The organism is Streptomyces roseoverticillatus (assembly GCF_000719265.1).
In the GTDB taxonomy this organism is placed as follows: Bacteria; Actinomycetota; Actinomycetes; order Streptomycetales; family Streptomycetaceae; genus Streptomyces; species Streptomyces roseoverticillatus.
In genome coordinates this window covers 55,373-72,669 of sequence record NZ_JOFL01000002.1, presented here as the reverse complement: position 1 = coordinate 72,669, position 17,297 = coordinate 55,373, and the positions used below count along the sequence as shown (strand labels likewise).

The window sequence follows — 17,297 nt, the reverse complement described above, 5'->3', positions numbered from 1 at the left end:
CACGGGCGGGAGTTGGCGGTGCGCCAGGAGTGATCCCCGTCAGGCCGGGGCCGTGCCGTGCCGCAACCCCGCGGCCTCCCGGGCCAGTTCCGCCACCCGCCCCCAGTCGCGGCGCGCGAGGACGTCCCCGGGGAGCATCCACGAGCCGCCCACGCAGCCGACGTTCGGCAGGGAGAGGTACGCGGGGGCCGTGGCCGGACCGATGCCGCCCGTGGGGCAGAAGCGGGCCTCGGGCAGCGGCGAAGCCAGGGAGGCGAGGTACGGGGCGCCGCCCGCCGCCTGCGCGGGGAAGAACTTCATCTCGCGCACCCCGCGCTCCAGCAGGGCCATGACCTCCGACACCGTCGAGACGCCGGGCAGGAACGGCACCCCCGCCTCCCGCAGCGCCGCGAGCAGCGGGTCCGTCCAGCCGGGGCTCACCAGGAAGCGGGCCCCGGCCCGTACGGCCGCGGCGGCCCGGGCCGGGGAGAGGACCGTGCCCGCGCCCACGGTCGCCTCCGGCACCTCCGCGGCGACGGCCCGTATCGCGTCCAGGGCCGCGTCCGTCCGCAGCGTCACCTCGATCGCCGGGAGCCCGCCCGCGACGAGCGCGCGGGCGAGGGGCACGGCGTCGGCCGCGTCGGAGAGGACGGCGACGGGGAGGACGGGGGCGAGGCCGAGGACAGAGGCTGTCACGCCGCCATCCTGTTCCCCCCGTTACGGCTGGCGCAACGAGCGTTGCATCATGCGCAACAGGGCGCTGCAGCCCCGCCCCTGCTGCAGCCCCGCGCTTCAGGACTTCTTCTACTTCGTCAGAGCTCCGTCACGACCACGTCCAGCGCCCACGGCCGCCCGCCCTTCGCCGGGGCGCTCCCCTCCACCGCGTACCCGAGGTCGCGCAGCGCCTCCGCGAGCTCCGCGGGCCCGCCGGGCTCCGCGCCCGCCGTCAGCAGGTCCCGGACCAGCCGCCCCTTGGTGGCCTTGTTGAAGTGGCTGACGACGGACCGCTTCTCGACCCCGTCCACGACCTTCGACTGCAGCACCCGGACCGTCGCCGTCCGCTCCGCGACCTCGCCCTTCGGCTTCCACGCGGCGGCGTACGCCGCCGACCTGAGGTCGAGGACCATCCCGTCGCCTGCCTCCTGCGGCAGGTGGGCGTCCATGACCCCGCGCCAGTGGGCGCCCAGCGCGCCCAGGCCCGGCAGCTTCACGCCCATCGAGCAGCGGTACGAGGGGATCGCGTCACCGACGCGGACCGCGCCCCACAGCCCCGAGAAGACCAGCAGGGACCGCTCCGCCCGCTCCCGCGCCGCGGCGTCCAGCGAGGCCAGGCCCAGCGCGTCGTAGAGCACGCCCGTGTAGACCTCCCCCGCCGGGCGGGTGCCCGCGGTCCGCAGCGCCGCGTTCTTGGCGATCTCGCCCCGCAGCCCCGGGGACAGGCCGAGCACCTCCGCCGCCTTGTCCTCGTCGCCCGCGCACAGCTCCACGAGCTCCGTCAGCACGGCCTCCCGCGCCCCGGTCAGCCCCGGCAGCGACAGCGCACCGACCTCCAGTACGGCCCCGGCGCCGGTTCCGACGGCGGCGGCCTTCCCCTCGGACGGCGGCAACAGCACGAGCACGGTGTCTTCTCCCATCGGTACGGATACGGGTCGCGTCACTACGGACACGGGTCGCACGGGCCTCGGCACCGGCGGCACGGCTCCTCGCACGCCCCGACGAGCCTAATTCCTTCTCACGGATCCCTGACGCCGCAACCGTCACCCGCCCGCCCGGCGCCGCCACGCCGCTCGCCGTGCCCCGCGCCCGCACCGGAAATACGCTCGTCCCATGCCCCGCCGCAAGATGCACGTGACCGACGCGGACGGCAGTCCCCTGCGGGCCGCTCTGCGCAGGCTGCGTGAGGACACCGGCGTGACCGAGGACTTCCCGGCGGCCGTCCTCGCGGAGGCCGAGCAGGCCGCGCGGCACCCCCGCCTCCCGGCGCACGACGCCACCGGCCTGCCGCTCTTCACCATCGACCCGCCGGGCGCGAAGGACCTCGACCAGGCCATGTACCTGGAGCGGCGCGCGGGCGGCGGCTTCCGCGTCCACTACGCGATCGCCGACGTCGCCGCGTTCGTCCGCCCCGGGCAGGCCCTCGACGCCGAGACGCACCGCCGCGTCATGACCCTCTACTACCCCGACGGGCGTGTCCCCCTGCACCCGGACGTCCTCGGCGAAGGCGCCGCCAGCCTCCTCCCCGACCACGACCGGCCGGCCCTGCTGTGGCGCTTCGACCTCGACGCGGACGGCCGGGTGGCGGGGACGGACCTACGGCGCGCGCTCGTCCGCAGCCGGGCCCGGCTCGACTACGCGGGCGTCCAGCACGCGATCGACACCGGCATCGCCGAGGAGCCGCTGGCCCTGCTGCGCGAGATCGGGCCGCTCCGGGAGGCGCTGGAGCGCGCCCGGGGCGGGATCTCGCTCAACGTGCCCGAGCAGGAGATCGTGCGCCGCGACGGCCACTACGCGCTCGCCTATCGCACTCCCCTGCCGGCGGAAGGCTGGAACGCCCAGGTGTCCCTGATGACCGGCATGGCCGCGGCCGGCCTCATGCTGCGCTCGGGCACCGGCGTCCTGCGCACGCTCCCCACCGCGTCCGAGCACGCGGTCGGCCGGCTGCGGCGCGTGGCCCGCGCCCTCGGCGTCACCTGGCCGGAGGACATGCCGTACGGAGAGGTGATCCGCGCGCTCGACCCGTCCCGTCCTCAGCACGCGGCCTTCCTGCAGGAGTGCACGGCGCTGTTGCGGGGCGCCGGCTACGCCGTCTTCGACCGCGAACGCCCCACCGGACACCCGGTGCCGGCCGATCCGGGCCACGCCGCCCTCGCCGCCCCGTACGCCCACTGCACCGCTCCCCTGCGCCGCCTCGTCGACCGCTACACCGGCGAGCTGTGCCTCGCCGCCGTCCAGGGCGCCGGACCGCCCGAGTGGGTGCGGGCCGCCCTCGACGCCCTGCCCGGCGAGATGGAGACGGGGGCGCGGCGCGCGGGCCAGGTGGAGCGGGAGTGCGTGGACCTGGTCGAGGCGGCGCTGCTGCGCGACCGGATCGGCCAGGTCTTCGACGCGTACGTGGTGGACGTCCAGGAGGACCGGCCGACCGCCGGCACCGTCCACCTCTACGAGCCCGCCGTGATCGGCCACGTCGAGGGGGACAGGGACGGGCCGCTGCTGGCGCCGGGGCACCGGATGCGGGTGCGGGTGATCGAGGCGGACCCGGGCCGCGACAAGGTGTGGTTCACGCCGGCCTAGCGGGCGGGCTCGGCGGCCAGGATCCCCCGTATCGCCTCGACGGCGGCGTGCGGCTCATCGGCGTGGAAACGGACCGTACGGACCTCGCGGGGCCGCCGGAAGAGCCGGGCCACGGTGACGGGGGCGGTGAGCTCGACGGTGACGGAGGTCTGGGAGGCGACGGGCACCTCAAGGGTGCCGTCCGGGGTGTCGCTCCCGGGAAAGAACAGATCGCGGCGGACGGCGCCGATGAGCGCCGCCGGGATGTGCAGGTCCAAGGTGGCGCCCTGGCGGATCCGCAGCCCCTCGGGGCCGGCCGTGTGCGGGCGGACGACGCTGCCGGCGTGGAAACCGAGGACGAGCAGGACGGTGTAGACGTCGAGGGCCAGGACCACCCAGTGCAGGACGGGGTACGCGGCGGTGAAGAAGGACATCCCCACCGTCTCCACGACGCACACGAACAGGAACGCGTACATCGTGGACGCCTGGGCCCGGGCGTAGGGCAGTGCCCGGACGCCGTCGCCGACGCCGTCGCGGCGGCGGGTGAACCACAGCACGAGCCCGGCCCAGACGCGGGCCTCATGCACGGCAAACGCCCTCGCGAGGCTCATACGGCCGGCTCCTCTCCCGTGACGATGCGGATCGCCCGGCGCAGCGTACGGTCCGGGTACTGACCCCGGCCGGCGCGGCGAGCTCTCCGATCCTCATGCGATCACCGTCATGGAACCAGTAGAGACGTTGACGCTGCGGCAAGGTCAAGGACCGGGCCGGAGACCGGGCGGCGATCGTGGCAGCCCCCGCCAGGTAGCATGGTCAGCACGGCGGACGAGCCGGCCGGGCGGCCGCGTGGGATCTTCGGATCTCCCGAGGAACGTCCGGGCTCCATACGGCAGGGTGGTGGGTAACACCCACCCGGGGTGACCCGCGGGACAGTGCCACAGAAAACAAACCGCCGGGGGCCGCAAGGCTTCCGGTAAGGGTGAAACGGTGGTGTAAGAGACCACCAGCGCCTGAGGTGACTCAGGCGGCTAGGTAAACCCCACCCGGAGCAAGGTCAAGAGGGGCCGCTTCACGGCGGCCCTGCGCGGACGTTCGAGGGCTGCCCGCCCGAGTCCGCGGGTAGACCGCACGAGCCTGCCGGCAACGGCAGGCCTAGATGGATGGCCGCCTCCCCGAGGGCCGCAAGGCCCCCGGGAGACAGAACCCGGCTTATAGGCCGACTCGTCCGCCGCCTCATGCTGCGCCCGCCGCTCGGTCAGTTCGACCCACGGCGGTGGAACTCGCAAGGGTGATCGTGTGCGCTGCCGCCCCCGGGCGCGGCTCCCCGCGCCGTAGCCTGCTGCCGCCATGAACGATTTCGTTGACGAAGCACGCTCGCGCGTCGCACACCTGCTCCGGATGGCCAACACCACGGACGACCGGGTCAGGGCACGGATCATCGAGTACGCGGACACCACCCCGGAGCCGCCTGTCATGAGCCGGGCCGGGATCGTCACCACCGGATGCGCGCAGTGCCTGAGGACTGCGTGGCGGCAGCAGGACGCGGAGGGGCCCGTGTGGGTCTGCGCGTCGTGCGGCCACGTCGAAGGAGTGACCGTGAACTGTCCCCATTGCAAGGTGGCCATGACTCCGCCGGCGCTCGGGGCGCCGGACCGGTGGCAGTGCCCCCGGTGCCCGCGGGTCGCGGCGACCGGTGAGAGTGCACAGGACATCGAGGAGCGGGAGCGGCAGCGGCTTGTGGCCGTTGCCGCGCTGGAGGAGGCGATGGCCCTGCGGGCGGGCGCGGATTGAACTGACGCGCGGTCGTTCGGCCGCGGGCCGTGCGCGGCGCCGAGCCGTCGCTGCGGCCGGCATTTTCTTCCGCCGCAGCGGCGAGAGACCACCCCGTACGTGGTCGGCGGTGCCGGACCGTGCCCGGCCCGGGCCGAATCCCGTCCGCCTACCGCAGGTGCCCCGTGTCGTTGAGCAGTCGCAGCGACGCGTTGCCGTCCGCGTAATAAGCCACGGCCGAGACCGAGGCCGCTGACAGTTCCATGCGGAACAGGGACTCCGGCGGGGCGCCGAGGGCCAGCCGTACGAGCGTCTTGACCGGCGTCACGTGCGTGACCAGCAGGACCGTACGGCCCGCGTACCGGGCGAGGAGCTTGTCCCGTGTGAGGGACATCCGGCGGGCGACCGCGGCGAAGCTCTCGCCGCCGCCGGTCGGGGCGGCCTTGGAGGAGGCGAGCCAGGCGTCGAGGTCGTCGGGCCAGCGCTCGCGGACCTCGGCGAAGGTCAGGCCTTCCCAGGCGCCGAAGTCGGCCTCGCGCAGGCCGTCTTCGACGCGGACCTCCAGGCCGAGGCGCACGGCCACGGCCGCGGCCGTCTCGCGGCAGCGCCGCATCGGCGAGGAGACGACGGCCTGGATGGTGCCGCGGGCGGCGAGCGCGGCACCGGCGCGCTCGGCCTGGTGCAGGCCCACGGGCGACAGCTCCGGATCGCTGCCGCCGCTTCCGGAGAATCGCTTCTGCGGCGTGAGGGCCGTCTCGCCGTGCCGCAGCAGGACGAACGTGGTCGGCGGCCCGAGGTCGGCCGGGGCGGCCCAGCCGACGGGAGCGGCCTTGGGCTCCGCGAGCGGCTCGGCCACGGGCTCCGCCGCCCGCACGGCCTTCCGGGCGGCCGTCCGCTCGGCGAGCGCCGCCGCGGAGGCGCCCGCGTCCCACTGCCGGCCCGCCTTGCCCGCGTCCATCGCCTCGTTGGCGAGCCGGTCCGCGTGCTTGTTCTCCTCGCGCGGGATCCACTCGTAGGCGACCTGCCCCGCGGGGAAGAGCGCCCGCGCCCGGGCGGCCAGCGGCCGCATGTCCGGGTGCTTGATCTTCCAGCGGCCCGACATCTGCTCCACGACGAGCTTGGAGTCCATCCGGACCTGGACCTCGGCCGCGGGGTCGAGGGCCTTCGCGGCCTCCAGGCCGGCGATGAGGCCCCGGTACTCCGCCACGTTGTTCGTGGCGGTGCCGATGTACTCGGCGGCCTCGGCGAGCGCCTCGCCGGTCGCCGCGTCCAGGACGACGGCGCCGTAGCCGGCGGGGCCCGGGTTGCCCCGGGAACCGCCGTCCGCCTCGACGATGAAGCGAGGAGCCATCGGCCTTACAGGCCCGACTCGTTGGTGCGGACCAGGATGCGGCTGCAGTTCTCGCAGCGGACGACCTGGTCCGGCGCGGCGGCGCGGATCTCGTTGAGCTCGGTGATGTCCAGCTCCAGGCGGCAGCCCTCGCAGCGGCGCTGGTTCAGGCGCGCCGCGCCGGTGCCGCCCTGCTTCTCCCGCAGCCGGTCGTAGAGCTTCAGCAGGTCGGCCGGGACGGAGGCGGCGACGATCTCGCGCTCCTTGGTGACCGAGGCGTCCTCGGCGTCGATCTCGGCGACGGCGGCGTCGCGGCGCGCGACGGCGTCGTCGACCTTGGCCTGGACGGAGCTGACGCGGCCGGTCAGCTCGGTGACGCGCTCCTGCGCGGACTCGCGGCGCTCCATGACCTCCAGGACGACGTCCTCCAGGTCGCCCTGGCGCTTGGCGAGCGAGGCCACCTCGCGCTGCAGGTTCTCCAGGTCCTTCGCGGACATGCCGATGCCGGTGTCCAGGCGCTGCTGGTCACGGGCGGCACGCTGGCGGACCTGGTCGACGTCCTGCTCGGCCTTGGTCTGCTCGCGGGCGGTGTCGCTCTCCTCGGTCTGCGCGGCGACGAGGAGGTCGCGGTGCTGGATGAGGTCGGCCTCGAGGGAGGCGATCTCGGCGTGCTCGGGCAGGCTCCGGCGCTTGTGGGCGAGCTGACCGAGGCGGGTGTCCAGCGCCTGGAGGTCGAGGAGGCGGATCTGGTCTGCGGGCGCGGCGTTCAGTTGGGGGCTCCTGTGTTAGTGATCGTGCGTGGCGGACGCCGCGTGGGCGGTCCAGGGGTCGGTGACGTGCTTCGAGACGTGCGTGCGCAGGCCCCAGCCGTGCCGGTCGGAGATCTCGTCCAGCTGGGCGGCGGCCTGCTCCGCCCAGGGCCATTCGGTGGCCCAGTGGGCCGCGTCGACGAGCGCCAGCGGGCTGTGCTGCTGGGCCTCGGACGCGGGGTGGTGGCGCAGGTCGGCGGTGACGTAGGCGTCGACGCCGGCGGCCCGCACCTCGTCGAAGAGGGAGTCGCCGGAACCGCCGCACACGGCCACGGTGCGGATGGTGCGGTCGGGGTCGCCGGCGACCCGGATGCCCTGTGCCGTGCCGGGCAGCCGCTTGGCGGCGCGCTCGGCGAACGCGGCCAGGCTCATGGGCGGGTCGACCTCGCAGACGCGGCCGAGGCCGCGGCGGCCCGCCGGGTCCGTCGGGTCGGGCACGAGGGGGCCGGTGACGCGCAGGTCGAGCGCGCCGGCGAGGGCGTCGGAGACGCCGGGGTCGGCGCGGTCGGCGTTGGTGTGCGCGACGTGCAGGGCGATGTCGTGCTTGATCAGGGTGTGCACGACGCGGCCCTTGAAGGTCGAGGCCGCGACGGTCGTGGTCCCGCGCAGGTAGAGCGGGTGGTGGGTGACCAGCAGGTCGGCACCGAGCGCCACGGCCTCGTCGACGACCTCCTGGACGGGGTCGACGGCGAACAGCACCCGGCCGACCGGGGCCGCGGGGTCGCCGCAGACCGTGCCGACGGCGTCCCACTGCTCGGCCTGCTCCGGGGGCCAGAGGGCGTCGAGGGCGGCGATGACTTCAGACAGTGCGGGCACGGAGGAAAGGCTACCTGTCCGCCGTGCCCGCGCGGGCTCCGCCCGATCCCGGGCGTCACTTCACGAGGAAGCCCCGCAGGTCGTCGAGGACCTTGTTCGCGGCGGTGACGCCCAGGCCCAGGTACCAGGTCTCGTCCTCGACGTCCTTGGCGCGGCCTTCCTTGACCGCGTTCAGGTTCTTCCACAGCGGGTTGTCCTGGACGGTGTCGCGCTTGGTCTTGTCCGGGGCGCCGTAGACGCCGGTGAAGATCCAGTCGGCGTCGGCCTGGTCGATCTGCTCCGGGCTGATCTCCACGGCGAGCTTGTCGGCCTGCTGGTTCTTCGGGCGCGGCAGGCCCGCGTCCTTGAGGATCGTGCCGATGAAGGACTGGCCGGCGTACAGGCGCGTGAACTGCGGCAGGTAGCGGACCATCGAGATCGTGGGCTTCTTCTCCCCGAGGTCCTCGCCGAGCTTCTTCGCCTTGGCCGTGTACGCGTCGAGGTTCTTCTTCGCCTCGGCGGTCTTGTCCAGCGCGGCCGCGTTGAGGAGGTAGTTCTCCTTCCACGTGAAGCCCGGGCGGACGGAGAAGACGGTCGGGGCGATCTTTGCGAGGTCCTTGTAGTTCTTCTCCGCGCGCAGCTTGCTGCCGAGGATCAGGTCCGGGTGGAGCTCGTTGATGGCCTCGAGGTTGAGGTTGTTGATCGTGCCGACGTTCTCCGGGTCGCCGGCGTCCTTCTTCAGGTACTCCGGGAGCTCCTGGCTGCCCTCGCTGGGGGCCCAGCCGACGGGCTGGATGCCGAGCGAGACCACGTTGTCGAGCTCGCCGACGTCGAGGACGACGACGCGCTTGGGGCGCTCCTTGAGCTCGGTCGTGCCGAGGGCGTGCTTGATGGTGCGCGGGAACTGACCGGGCGCGGCGTCCGTGCCCATCTTCGCCGTCTGCTCGCCGGCCCTGCCGAAGTCCTTGCCGCTCTCCGACACGGCCTTCGAGCCGCTGCCGTTGTCCTTGCCGTCCCCGCCGTCCGATGAGCCGCAGGCCGCGAGGGAGAGCGCGGCTGCTGCGGACAGGGCGACTGCGGCGGTGCCGCGGCGGCGAAGGGACATCACGTACTCCAGGGTCGGGTCCGGCCGGCCGGCCGTCGTGGCCGGCGGGTGGGTCAAGGGGGCCTCTTCAGCCACCCCCCGCGACTACTTAGGCTCGCCTTACCTTACGTGACGGCATGGAACGCGCGAAGCACACCCTCCTCGCACCCCTCAGGCGAATCGGACAAGAGCCACCCTTACGCGTGAAGCGGGCCGACTCTCATTGTTCGGCAGGAAGTGCGATAACTACGTTCTGTGCCGGAGGTGACGTTTCTCATGACGGTCTGTGCCCCCCAGAGCACCCCGCAGAGCACCCCGCGGAGTGGCTCGACGGACATGAGGCGCCCGGCGTTCACGGTCACGGCGAACGGCTCGTACGCCGCCCGGCTGGCCCTCGACGGCGCCACGGGCGGCTGGTTCCCCGAGCGCTGGACCCTCGACGGCCCCGAGCCGTACGCCGTGCCGCTGCCCGGCAGCCAGCCCGAGGAGCCCGACAGCGAGGTCCAGCCGCTCGCCGACGGGCGGGTCCTCATCCGCCGCCGGGTCGCCGAGCGGCACACGCTCTCGCTGCTCTACCCCACCGGCCCCGGCACCGGGGAGCTGCCGGTCGGCGCCGTCGAGTGCGCCCGGCTGTCCCTGCTGCCCCCCGCGCCGGGCGGCGCCTCCGTCTACGGGCTCGTCCACACCGAGCGCGCGACCGCGCTGTGGCGGCTGCACGGCGGCGCGTTCGGGCCCGAGCGGGTCGTCGACGTGCCCGGCCGCTGCACGGGCGGCGCCTGGCTCGACCGCACGGGCCGGCTTCTCGCCCTCGACCGCGAGCTGGACGGCCGCACCAAGACCGTCGTGGTGGACCTGGAGCGCGGCGGCGAGACCAGCCCGCTCCTCCAGATCACCGAGGACAGCAACGACCGGCTGCTCCTCGCCGACCCGTACAGCGGCCTCCTCCTCGTCCGCTCCGACGCCCCCGGGCAGGACCGGCTCGGCTGGGGCGTGCTCGGCTCCGCCCGGCCCGTCCGTTTCCCCGAGTGCCTGCGCCCCGCGGGCGCCGTGCTCACCCCCTTCGCCACCCAGCCCGGGCAGGAGCTCACCCCCGAAGGGTGCGCGGTCGCCTTCCGGGTCGAGGGCGCGACCGGCAGCTGGGTGGGCGTCTGGCGCCCCTCGGGCAAACAGCTCCAGCAGTTCCCGGCGCCCGCCGGCTGGCTCGTCGGCGCGGGCCTGTGGACCAGCGGCGGCGAACTGCGGCTGCCGTTCGTGACGCCTTACGTGCGCTGCGGCCTGGCCCGCCTGCGGCTGCCGGAAGCCGAGCGGGGGGAAACACGGGATACCGGCGGGCGCGGCGGGGCCCCGTCCGGGGCGGGGGGCGCGGCGGAGCCGCCCGGGGCGCCTTCCGCGCCGCAGCCGTTGCTGCAGGGGGTGCCGCGGGAGGCCTCGCGGCCCGCGTCGCAGCCGTCGCTGCAGGTGCCCCGTCCGGGGCCCGGCCAGGAGCAGCCGCCGGCGCAGGAAGCTGCCGCGCAGCAAGTTCCGCTCCTGCAAGAAGCGCCCCGAACGGCGCCCCAGGCGACGCGGCCGGCGCCGTCGCTGCAAGTGCCCCGTCCGGGGGCCGGCCAGGAGCAGCCGTTGCTGCAGGAGGTTCCGCGGCCGGAGCCGCCGCACGCACCGCGGCCGGAGCCGGCCTCGCCCGGGGTGCAGCCGCAAGTGCAGCCGCAGGCACAGACGCAGCACGACGGGCGTCGCCCGGAGCCGGAGCCGGCGGTGCCGCCCAGCGCGCCTGCCGCGCAGCAAGTTCCGCTGCTGCAAGGGCTGCCCCGCGCGGCGCCCGGGATGCCGCAGCCGGCACCGGGCCGGGCGCCCCTCGGCGCGCCGCCGCTGCACAAGGTCCCGCAGCCCGAGCCGCCGGAGCCGGCCCTCGCCGGGGCCCGGCCGGAACAGAGGCCCCCCGGGTCGCCGCAAGCGCCGTTGCTGCGTGAGGCCCCGCAACCTGAGCCGCTGCGGGCGGCTCGGCCGGAGCAGTTCTCCTCCGGGGCGCTGCAGCCGCCGTCGGCGGGTGAGGCCCTGCGGCCCGTGCCGCCGCAGATGTCTCCCGCGGTGTCGGAGCCGCCGTTGCCGCATGAGGCCCCGCGGGCCGCATCATCGCCACTGCCCCGCCCCGCGGCGAGCACCGCCGTACCGCCGCAGTCACCGTTGCCGCATGAGGCCCCGCAGCCGGTGTCACCGCCGTCCCGGCCCGAGCCGGCCCCCGCCACGCCGCCGCAGCCCGCGCCGCTGCTGCAAGAAGTGCCCCGCCCGATGACCACCCCCGCGCCGTGCCCCGGGCCGCAGCTTCCGCCGGTGCGGGAAGTGCCCCGGGCGGACACGCCGCCGCAGTCGGGCCCCCCGGCCTATGCAGAGCACGCACCCCCCGCCGCACCGCCACAGGTGCCGTTGCTCCGCGTTTCCGCCCCGCCGCAGGACGGCCCGCTGCTGGAGCGGCCGCATGAGGGGCTGTCACCCGGCGTGCCGCAGACGGGTCCGCAAGGGCCCGTGTCCATGCCCCCGGCCGACGCCCCGGCGCGCGCCGAGTCGCCGGCTTCGGTCTGGACCGCCGTGGACCCCGCCGGCGTCTCCGGCCTCCCCGGAGCGGCCATGCCGGGCGCGTGGTCGGCGGCCGCGTCCAGGCCCGTGCCCCTGCAGCAGGCCCCGCTGGGCCGGGGGCCCCGGGCCTGAGCGGCGCGCCGCGAGGCGCCCCGGAAGGCGCATGGAGCGGGAGCCGACTCGCCGCCCGGCCGGGTGGCCTCGGCGATCAAGGTCCCGTTAGAATCCGGGCGGGGGTTGCGTGGCTGTACCGGGCGGACACCGTTTCGTGAGCCGAACGGCCGTGCGCGGAGGGCGTGTCGGCGTCCACCGACGCCGTGCGCCACTGCCGTGGCAGCCCCCTACGCGCACAGCACGCATCCCCATCCGACGGAGTGACTTTCCCCATGCCCGACGCCCGAACCGACACGACCGAGGCGCGCCCCCTTGAGGCGTCCGCCCAGGCCGCAGCCGCCGGCTCCGGCAGGCACCGCGGCCCCGCCTCCCCCGACGAGAACAGCGCGCCCGCCCACGGCAAGCACCGCCGTACGCCGGAAGGCCGCTGACCGCGGCCGCCCACGGCTCCGGTCAGCCCTCGGGCGCCGGGTGGTCCCGCTCCGCGGAGACCCCCGGCGCCCGAGGCGTTTCCGGGCTCCGGGGCCCCGTCAGCCGGGGCCGAGCCGCCACACCTCCGGCGCCGCGAACGTCTCGCCCGGCGGGCGGCCGGCGAAGTGCGGGGTGAGGAGGCCGTCCAGTTCCTCCGCGGTGAAGACGTCCTTCGCCGTGCCGAACCGCGCCGCGACCTTCGGCCGCTCCATCACGGCGACCATCCCGCCGTGCACGAGGAACACCTGCCCGGTCACCCCCGCCGCGGACGGCGCGGCGAGGTAGCCGACGAGCGGCGCGACGTGCCCGGGGTCCAGCGGGTCGGGCCCGCCGGCCTCCGGCGCGCCGATGCCGGCGAAGACCTGCTCCGTCATCCGGGTGCGGGCCCGCGGGCAGATGGCGTTCGCCGTCACCCCGTACTTGCGCAGGGCCTCCGCCGTCGACGTGGTGAGGCCGACGATGCCGCCCTTGGCCGCCGCGTAGTTGGGCTGGCCGGGCGAGCCGATGAGGAAGGCCTCGGAGGAGGTGTTGACGACCCGTCCGTACACCGGCCGCCCGGACGCCTTCGCCCGCTCCCGCCAGTGCGCGGCCGCGAAGCGCAGGGTGTTGAAGTGGCCCTTGAGGTGGACGCGGATCACGGCGTCCCACTCGTCCTCGGCCATGGAGAAGAGCATGCGGTCGCGCAGGATGCCCGCGTTGTTGACGAGGATGTCGAGCGAGCCGCCGCCGGCCTCGACGGCGAGCCGCACGAGGTCGCGGGCCTGCCCGAAGTCGGCGACGTCGCCGGCGTGGGCGGTGGCCAGGCCGCCCGCCGCCCGGATCTCGGCGGCGACGGCCTCGGCGGGCCCGGCGGACGCCTCGCCGGAGCCGTCCGGGCCGGGCTGCCCGTAGTCGTTGACGACGACGTGGGCGCCGAGCCGGCCCAGTTCGAGGGCCTCGGCGCGACCGAGGCCGCGCCCCGCGCCGGTGACGATCGCGGTCCTGCCTCGCAAGGACACCATGCCGCGTCCCCTCTCAGATCTCTATGCACGTGCGCAGCGCCTCGCCCGTCCGCATCTGGGCGAGCGCGTCGTTGACGCCGGAGAGCGGGACCCGGTGCGTGATGAGGCCCGCGAGGTCGATGCGGCCTGCCCGCCACAGGCTGATGGCCCGTTCGTAGGAGCGCCGGACGTCGCCGCCGCCGTACAGGGACGGCAGGATCTTCTTCTCGTCGAAGAACAGCTCGAACATGTTGACCTGGAAGAGGTCGTCCATGGCGCCCGCCCCGACGACGCAGAGCGTGCCGCCGCGCCGCGTGGCGTCGTAGGCGGCGCGGGCGGTGGCGGAGGTGCCGACGACCTCGAAGGCGTAGTCGAAGCCCTCGCCACCGGTGACGCGCGCCCGGGCGTCGGCGAGCCCGTCGGGCGCCACGGCCTCGGTGGCGCCGAAGCGCAGCGCGGCCTCGCGCCGGGAGGCGACCGGGTCGACGGCGACGATCTGCGCGGCGCCCGCGGCCCGCGCGCCCTGGACCGCGCAGATCCCGACGCCGCCGCAGCCGATGACGGCGACGGAGGAACCGGCGGCCACGTCGGCGGTGTTGAGGGCGGCGCCGAGGCCGGTGGTGACGCCGCAGCCGATGAGGGCGGCGATGTCGTAGGGCAGGTCGTCCGGGATGGGCACGGCGCAGCCCGCGCCCACGACGGCCTCCTCGGCGAAGGTGCCGGTGCCGGCGAAGCCGAACAGGTCGGAGCCGGAGCCGCCCAGGCGGAAGTTGGGCGTGCCGGCCGACATGAGGCCGGCCAGGCACAGCTGGGTCTGGCCGCGCTTGCAGGCGGGACAGCCGCCGCAGGACGGCAGCCAGCAGACGAGGACGCGGTCGCCGGCCCGCAGCCCGGTGACGCCGTCACCGACGTCGACGACCTCGCCGGCGCCCTCGTGGCCGGGGACGAAGGGGACGAGCTGGGGCAGCACCCCGCTCATGGCGGAGAGGTCGGAGTGGCAGAGCCCGGTGGCCCGCATGCGCAGCCGGACCTTGCCGGGGCCGAAGCCCACCGCCTCGACGTCGTCGCGGACGTCGAGCTCGGGCCGTCCTGTCTCGTGCTGTACGGCTGCGCGCATGACCACTCCTCTGACGCGGGATGCGTGTCGGTTGCGGTGGCTGCGGAATGGGCCGGGCCCCCGCCGCCGTGGCGGCTCGCCGTCATGGCGCCTCGCCGGCGGCGGCGGGCGGGGACGGCGCGGAGTGCCGGCGGGGCCGTGCGGGGCCGCACCCGGTGGACGTCCTCCGGGCGGGCCGCGGGCTCACCCGTGCGTGACGACCGTGTCCGCGAGCACGGGCGCGTCGTCGCGCTCCACTGCGGTCACGGTCACCTGGATCCGGCCGGGCGCCGGGGTCTCGCGCCACATCCGTACGCGCAGCGTCTCGCCGGGGTAGGCGACGCCGGCGAAGCGGGTGCGGTAGGCGCGGACGCGGGTGACGTCCCCGGCGAGCGCGGTGTCGACGACGGCCTTGAGGGCGATGCCGTACGAGCACAGGCCGTGCAGGATGGGCCGGTCGAAGCCCGCGCGCTTGGCGAACTCGGGGTCGGCGTGCAGGGGGTTCCAGTCGCCGTTGAGGCGGTAGAGGAGGGCCTGGTCCTCGCGGACAGGGCGCTCCACGGTGTGGTCGGGGGTGCGGACGGGCTGCTCCAGGCGGGTGGAGCTGCCGCGTTCGCCGCCGAAGCCGCCTTCGCCCTTGACGAAGATCTCGCTCTCGCTCGTCCACAGCGGCCCTTCGGCGTCGGCTGCTTCCGCGCGCAGCACGATGACGGCGGCCTTGCCCTTGTCGTGGACGGCGGTGACGCGGGAGGTGTGCGAGACGGAGCCGCCGGCGGGGAGGGGCCGGTGGACCTCGACGGACTGCCCGCCGTGGAGCACGGCGGCGAGGTTGATGTCGATGCCGGGCGCGGCGAGGCCGCCGGCCTGGGCCATGCCGCCGCCGGCGACGGTGACGAAGCTCGGGAGGACGTGCAGCCGGCTTTCGAGGGTGTAGCGGAGCTCGTCCGGGTCGGTGGCCGGGGTGCCGGCGCCGATGCCGAGGTGGTAGAGCAGGACGTCTTTGTGGTCCCAGGTCAGGGAGGTGCGGCGGGGTGCGGCGGCGACGGCCTGGCGTGCGTCGATGGGCATCGGGAACCTTCCTAGAACGCGTTCTAGCCGATCCGATGGACCCCATGTATAGCCGGGCCCGGGACAAATGTCACGGGTGACCGCCCACACTTGCATCTGCCCAGCTCAGGGCGGTGTTCCTTAGAGTTCGAGCCATGACTGAGAGCAAGGCCTGGCACAGGGCCGTCCGCAGGGCCAAGGCCAGGGCCGCGATCAAGCGGCAAAAACCGCCGGGGAAGATGGCCTTCCTCCCCTGGCTCTTCATGCTCACCGGAGACGTCGAGGGGCTGTTCCGGGGTGAGGTGCCCTTGCCCTGGCTCGGCGGGGCGGGCGTGCTGGCCTTCGTCGTGCTGTACACCCTCGCGGTCTTCACCGGCCTCGACCAGCGGTACCGGGCGACCCGCACCCCGTACCTCTCGCTCGCCGGAATGGCCGTCGTCACGTACGCGCTGACCATCGGTTACGGCGGCGACTGGCTGCTGTGCTTCCCGCTGCTGTCGCTGGCCGCCGGTATCGTGCTGCGGCGGGGGCTGACCGAGAGCGGGCGCCGGCTGGGCATCGTCGTCCTCACCTTCGCCGGCTCGGCCGGGGTGATCGCGGGCATGCGGGGCGGCCCGTCGGAGACCCTGACCGTCGCTTACGGGACCCTGCTCTCCGGCTTCATCGCCGCCGCGATCCTCAGCCTCTTCGAGACGGTCGCCCAACTGCGCGCCACCCGCGAGGAACTGGCCCGCAGCGCCGTGGAGCGCGAACGGCTGCGGTTCTCGCGCGACCTGCACGACCTGCTCGGGCACACCATGTCCGTCATCGTCGTGAAGGCGGAGGCCGTGCGTCGGCTCGCCCCGCGCGACCTGGACGCGGCGATAGGTCAGGCCGCCGACATCGAGGCCGTGGGCCGGCAGGCGCTCACCGAGATCCGCGAGGCCGTCACCGGCTACCGCGAGTCCACCCTCACCACCGAACTCGACCGCGCCCGCTCCCTCCTGGAGGCCTCCGGCATCACGCCGGACATCCGCCAGTCCGGGCCCCCGCTGCCGCCGCAGAGCGCGGCCCTGCTGGGCTGGGTCGTGCGGGAGGGCGTCACGAACGTCGTCCGGCACAGCGGCGCCGGCCGCTGCACGGTCGAGGTGCGGGGCGAGACCGACCAGGTACGCCTGGAGATCACGGACAACGGCAGCGGCGTAGGCTCGGGTGAGACCACCGCCGGCTCGCCGGGGAACGGCCTCAAGGGCCTGACCGAGCGGCTGGCCGCCGCGGGCGGCCACCTGACCGCCGGCCCGGACGGCCGCAAGGGCTTCCGGCTCGTGGCCGAACTGCCCGTGGACTCGGAGTCCGAGGAGGACCACAGCTCATGATCAAACTGCTCCTCGCCGAGGACCAGGGAATGATGCGAGGGGCGCTCGCGCTGCTGCTCGGGCTGGAGGAGGACATCGAGATCGTCGCCCAGGTCGGCGACGGCGACGAGATCGTCCCCAAGGCCCTGGAGACGCAGCCGGACGTCGCGCTCCTCGACATCGAACTGCCCGGCCGCAGCGGCCTCGACGCCGCCGCGGACCTGCGCGCCCGCATGCCCGGCTGCCAGGTCCTCATACTCACCACCTTCGGCCGCCCCGGCTACCTGCGCCGCGCGATGGAGGCCGGCGCGGCCGGCTTCCTCGTCAAGGACGGCCCGGTCGAGGACCTGGCCGCGGCGATCCGCCGCGTCCTCGCCGGCGAGCGCGTCATCGACCCGGCCCTCGCGGCCGCCGCCCTGAGCGCCGGCCCCAACCCCCTGACCCAGCGCGAGCGCGACGTCCTCGCGGCGGCGGTCGACGGCGCGACGGTCGCGGACATCGCGGCCAAGGTCCACCTGTCCCCGGCGACGGTCCGCAACTACCTGTCCGCGGCCATCGGCAAGACCCAGACCCGCAACCGCATGGAGGCGGTCCGGGCGGCGCGCCAGAACGGCTGGCTGTAGCGCGGGCGCGCACGCGGAGGAGCC

The 17,297-nt window shown here is 74.9% G+C and carries 16 protein-coding genes and 1 other RNA gene; 7 read left to right on the top strand and 10 right to left on the bottom strand.

All coding sequences use genetic code 11. The features are described from left to right. Window positions 1-39 precede the first annotated feature (39 nt). Window positions 40-675, bottom strand: coding sequence for a bifunctional 4-hydroxy-2-oxoglutarate aldolase/2-dehydro-3-deoxy-phosphogluconate aldolase (gene eda, locus IF61_RS0102565; protein ID WP_030364527.1), 636 nt, complete (start codon window positions 673-675; stop codon window positions 40-42). A gap of 116 nt (window positions 676-791) precedes the next feature. After that, window positions 792-1,598, bottom strand: a complete 807-nt coding sequence (gene yaaA / locus IF61_RS0102560; RefSeq protein ID WP_030364526.1) for a peroxide stress protein YaaA — start codon at window positions 1,596-1,598, stop codon at window positions 792-794. A gap of 208 nt (window positions 1,599-1,806) precedes the next feature. On the opposite strand from yaaA, the gene IF61_RS0102555 reads away from it, so the two are divergent. Beyond that, window positions 1,807-3,270, top strand: a complete 1,464-nt coding sequence (locus IF61_RS0102555; protein WP_030364525.1) for an RNB domain-containing ribonuclease — start codon at window positions 1,807-1,809, stop codon at window positions 3,268-3,270. Here the strand turns inward: IF61_RS0102555 and IF61_RS0102550 are convergent. Further along, entirely contained in the window at window positions 3,267-3,860 is a 594-nt protein-coding gene (locus tag IF61_RS0102550; protein WP_043187584.1) for a hypothetical protein, read from the bottom strand. The genes IF61_RS0102555 and IF61_RS0102550 overlap by 4 nt on opposite strands. Before the next feature lie 215 nt (window positions 3,861-4,075). Between IF61_RS0102550 and rnpB the strand changes: the two genes are divergently transcribed. After that, window positions 4,076-4,477: RNase P RNA component class A (rnpB, locus tag IF61_RS33170), an RNA gene on the top strand. A gap of 119 nt (window positions 4,478-4,596) precedes the next feature. After that, entirely contained in the window at window positions 4,597-5,040 is a 444-nt protein-coding gene (locus IF61_RS36805; protein WP_245684374.1) for a hypothetical protein, read from the top strand. Between the two features lie 148 nt (window positions 5,041-5,188). Here the strand turns inward: IF61_RS36805 and IF61_RS0102535 are convergent, their stop codons facing one another. The 4 genes from IF61_RS0102535 to IF61_RS0102520 are packed head-to-tail and all read right to left on the bottom strand — an operon-like array spanning window position 5,189 to window position 9,058. Next, window positions 5,189-6,370 (bottom strand): bifunctional RNase H/acid phosphatase, encoded by a 1,182-nt coding sequence (locus tag IF61_RS0102535; RefSeq protein ID WP_030364522.1) that lies wholly within the window; start codon window positions 6,368-6,370, stop codon window positions 5,189-5,191. A 5-nt stretch (window positions 6,371-6,375) separates the two neighbouring features. Continuing rightward, window positions 6,376-7,119, bottom strand: coding sequence for a CT398-like coiled coil hairpin domain-containing protein (locus IF61_RS37550; RefSeq protein WP_030364521.1), 744 nt, complete (start codon window positions 7,117-7,119; stop codon window positions 6,376-6,378). Between the two features lie 15 nt (window positions 7,120-7,134). Then, window positions 7,135-7,974: a Nif3-like dinuclear metal center hexameric protein gene (locus IF61_RS0102525; RefSeq protein ID WP_030364520.1), complete on the bottom strand. Its 840-nt coding sequence runs from the start codon at window positions 7,972-7,974 to the stop codon at window positions 7,135-7,137. Window positions 7,975-8,029: 55 nt separating this feature from the next. After that, a complete protein-coding gene (locus tag IF61_RS0102520; protein ID WP_030364519.1) occupies window positions 8,030-9,058 on the bottom strand; it encodes an ABC transporter substrate-binding protein in 1,029 nt (342 codons plus the stop codon). Between the two features lie 315 nt (window positions 9,059-9,373). Between IF61_RS0102520 and IF61_RS37545 the strand changes: the two genes are divergently transcribed. Together IF61_RS37545 and IF61_RS36175 are read left to right on the top strand one after the other, a co-directional pair. Next, window positions 9,374-11,740 carry a hypothetical protein gene (locus IF61_RS37545; RefSeq protein ID WP_342667956.1) on the top strand — a complete coding sequence of 789 codons (2,367 nt, stop codon included), beginning with the start codon at window positions 9,374-9,376 and terminating at the stop codon, window positions 11,738-11,740. Between the two features lie 254 nt (window positions 11,741-11,994). Beyond that, entirely contained in the window at window positions 11,995-12,153 is a 159-nt protein-coding gene (locus tag IF61_RS36175; protein WP_169748794.1) for a hypothetical protein, read from the top strand. Between the two features lie 99 nt (window positions 12,154-12,252). Here IF61_RS36175 and IF61_RS0102505 read toward each other — a convergent pair whose 3' ends face one another. From IF61_RS0102505 to IF61_RS0102495, 3 genes are all read right to left on the bottom strand, one after another. Beyond that, window positions 12,253-13,194: a 3-oxoacyl-ACP reductase gene (locus tag IF61_RS0102505; RefSeq protein WP_030364517.1), complete on the bottom strand. Its 942-nt coding sequence runs from the start codon at window positions 13,192-13,194 to the stop codon at window positions 12,253-12,255. A 13-nt stretch (window positions 13,195-13,207) separates the two neighbouring features. Further along, window positions 13,208-14,290, bottom strand: coding sequence for a zinc-binding dehydrogenase (locus tag IF61_RS0102500; protein WP_030364516.1), 1,083 nt, complete (start codon window positions 14,288-14,290; stop codon window positions 13,208-13,210). 183 nt (window positions 14,291-14,473) lie between these two features. Next, complete coding sequence (locus tag IF61_RS0102495) at window positions 14,474-15,337, bottom strand: MaoC/PaaZ C-terminal domain-containing protein (protein ID WP_030364515.1); 864 nt, start codon at window positions 15,335-15,337, stop codon at window positions 14,474-14,476. Window positions 15,338-15,471: 134 nt separating this feature from the next. On the opposite strand from IF61_RS0102495, the gene IF61_RS0102490 reads away from it, so the two are divergent. Then, window positions 15,472-16,671, top strand: a complete 1,200-nt coding sequence (locus tag IF61_RS0102490) for a sensor histidine kinase (RefSeq protein WP_030364514.1) — start codon at window positions 15,472-15,474, stop codon at window positions 16,669-16,671. After that, window positions 16,668-17,273, top strand: coding sequence for a response regulator transcription factor (locus IF61_RS0102485; RefSeq protein WP_030364513.1), 606 nt, complete (start codon window positions 16,668-16,670; stop codon window positions 17,271-17,273). The genes IF61_RS0102490 and IF61_RS0102485 overlap by 4 nt, the downstream gene beginning before the upstream one ends. The last annotated feature ends 24 nt before the right edge of the window (window positions 17,274-17,297 follow it).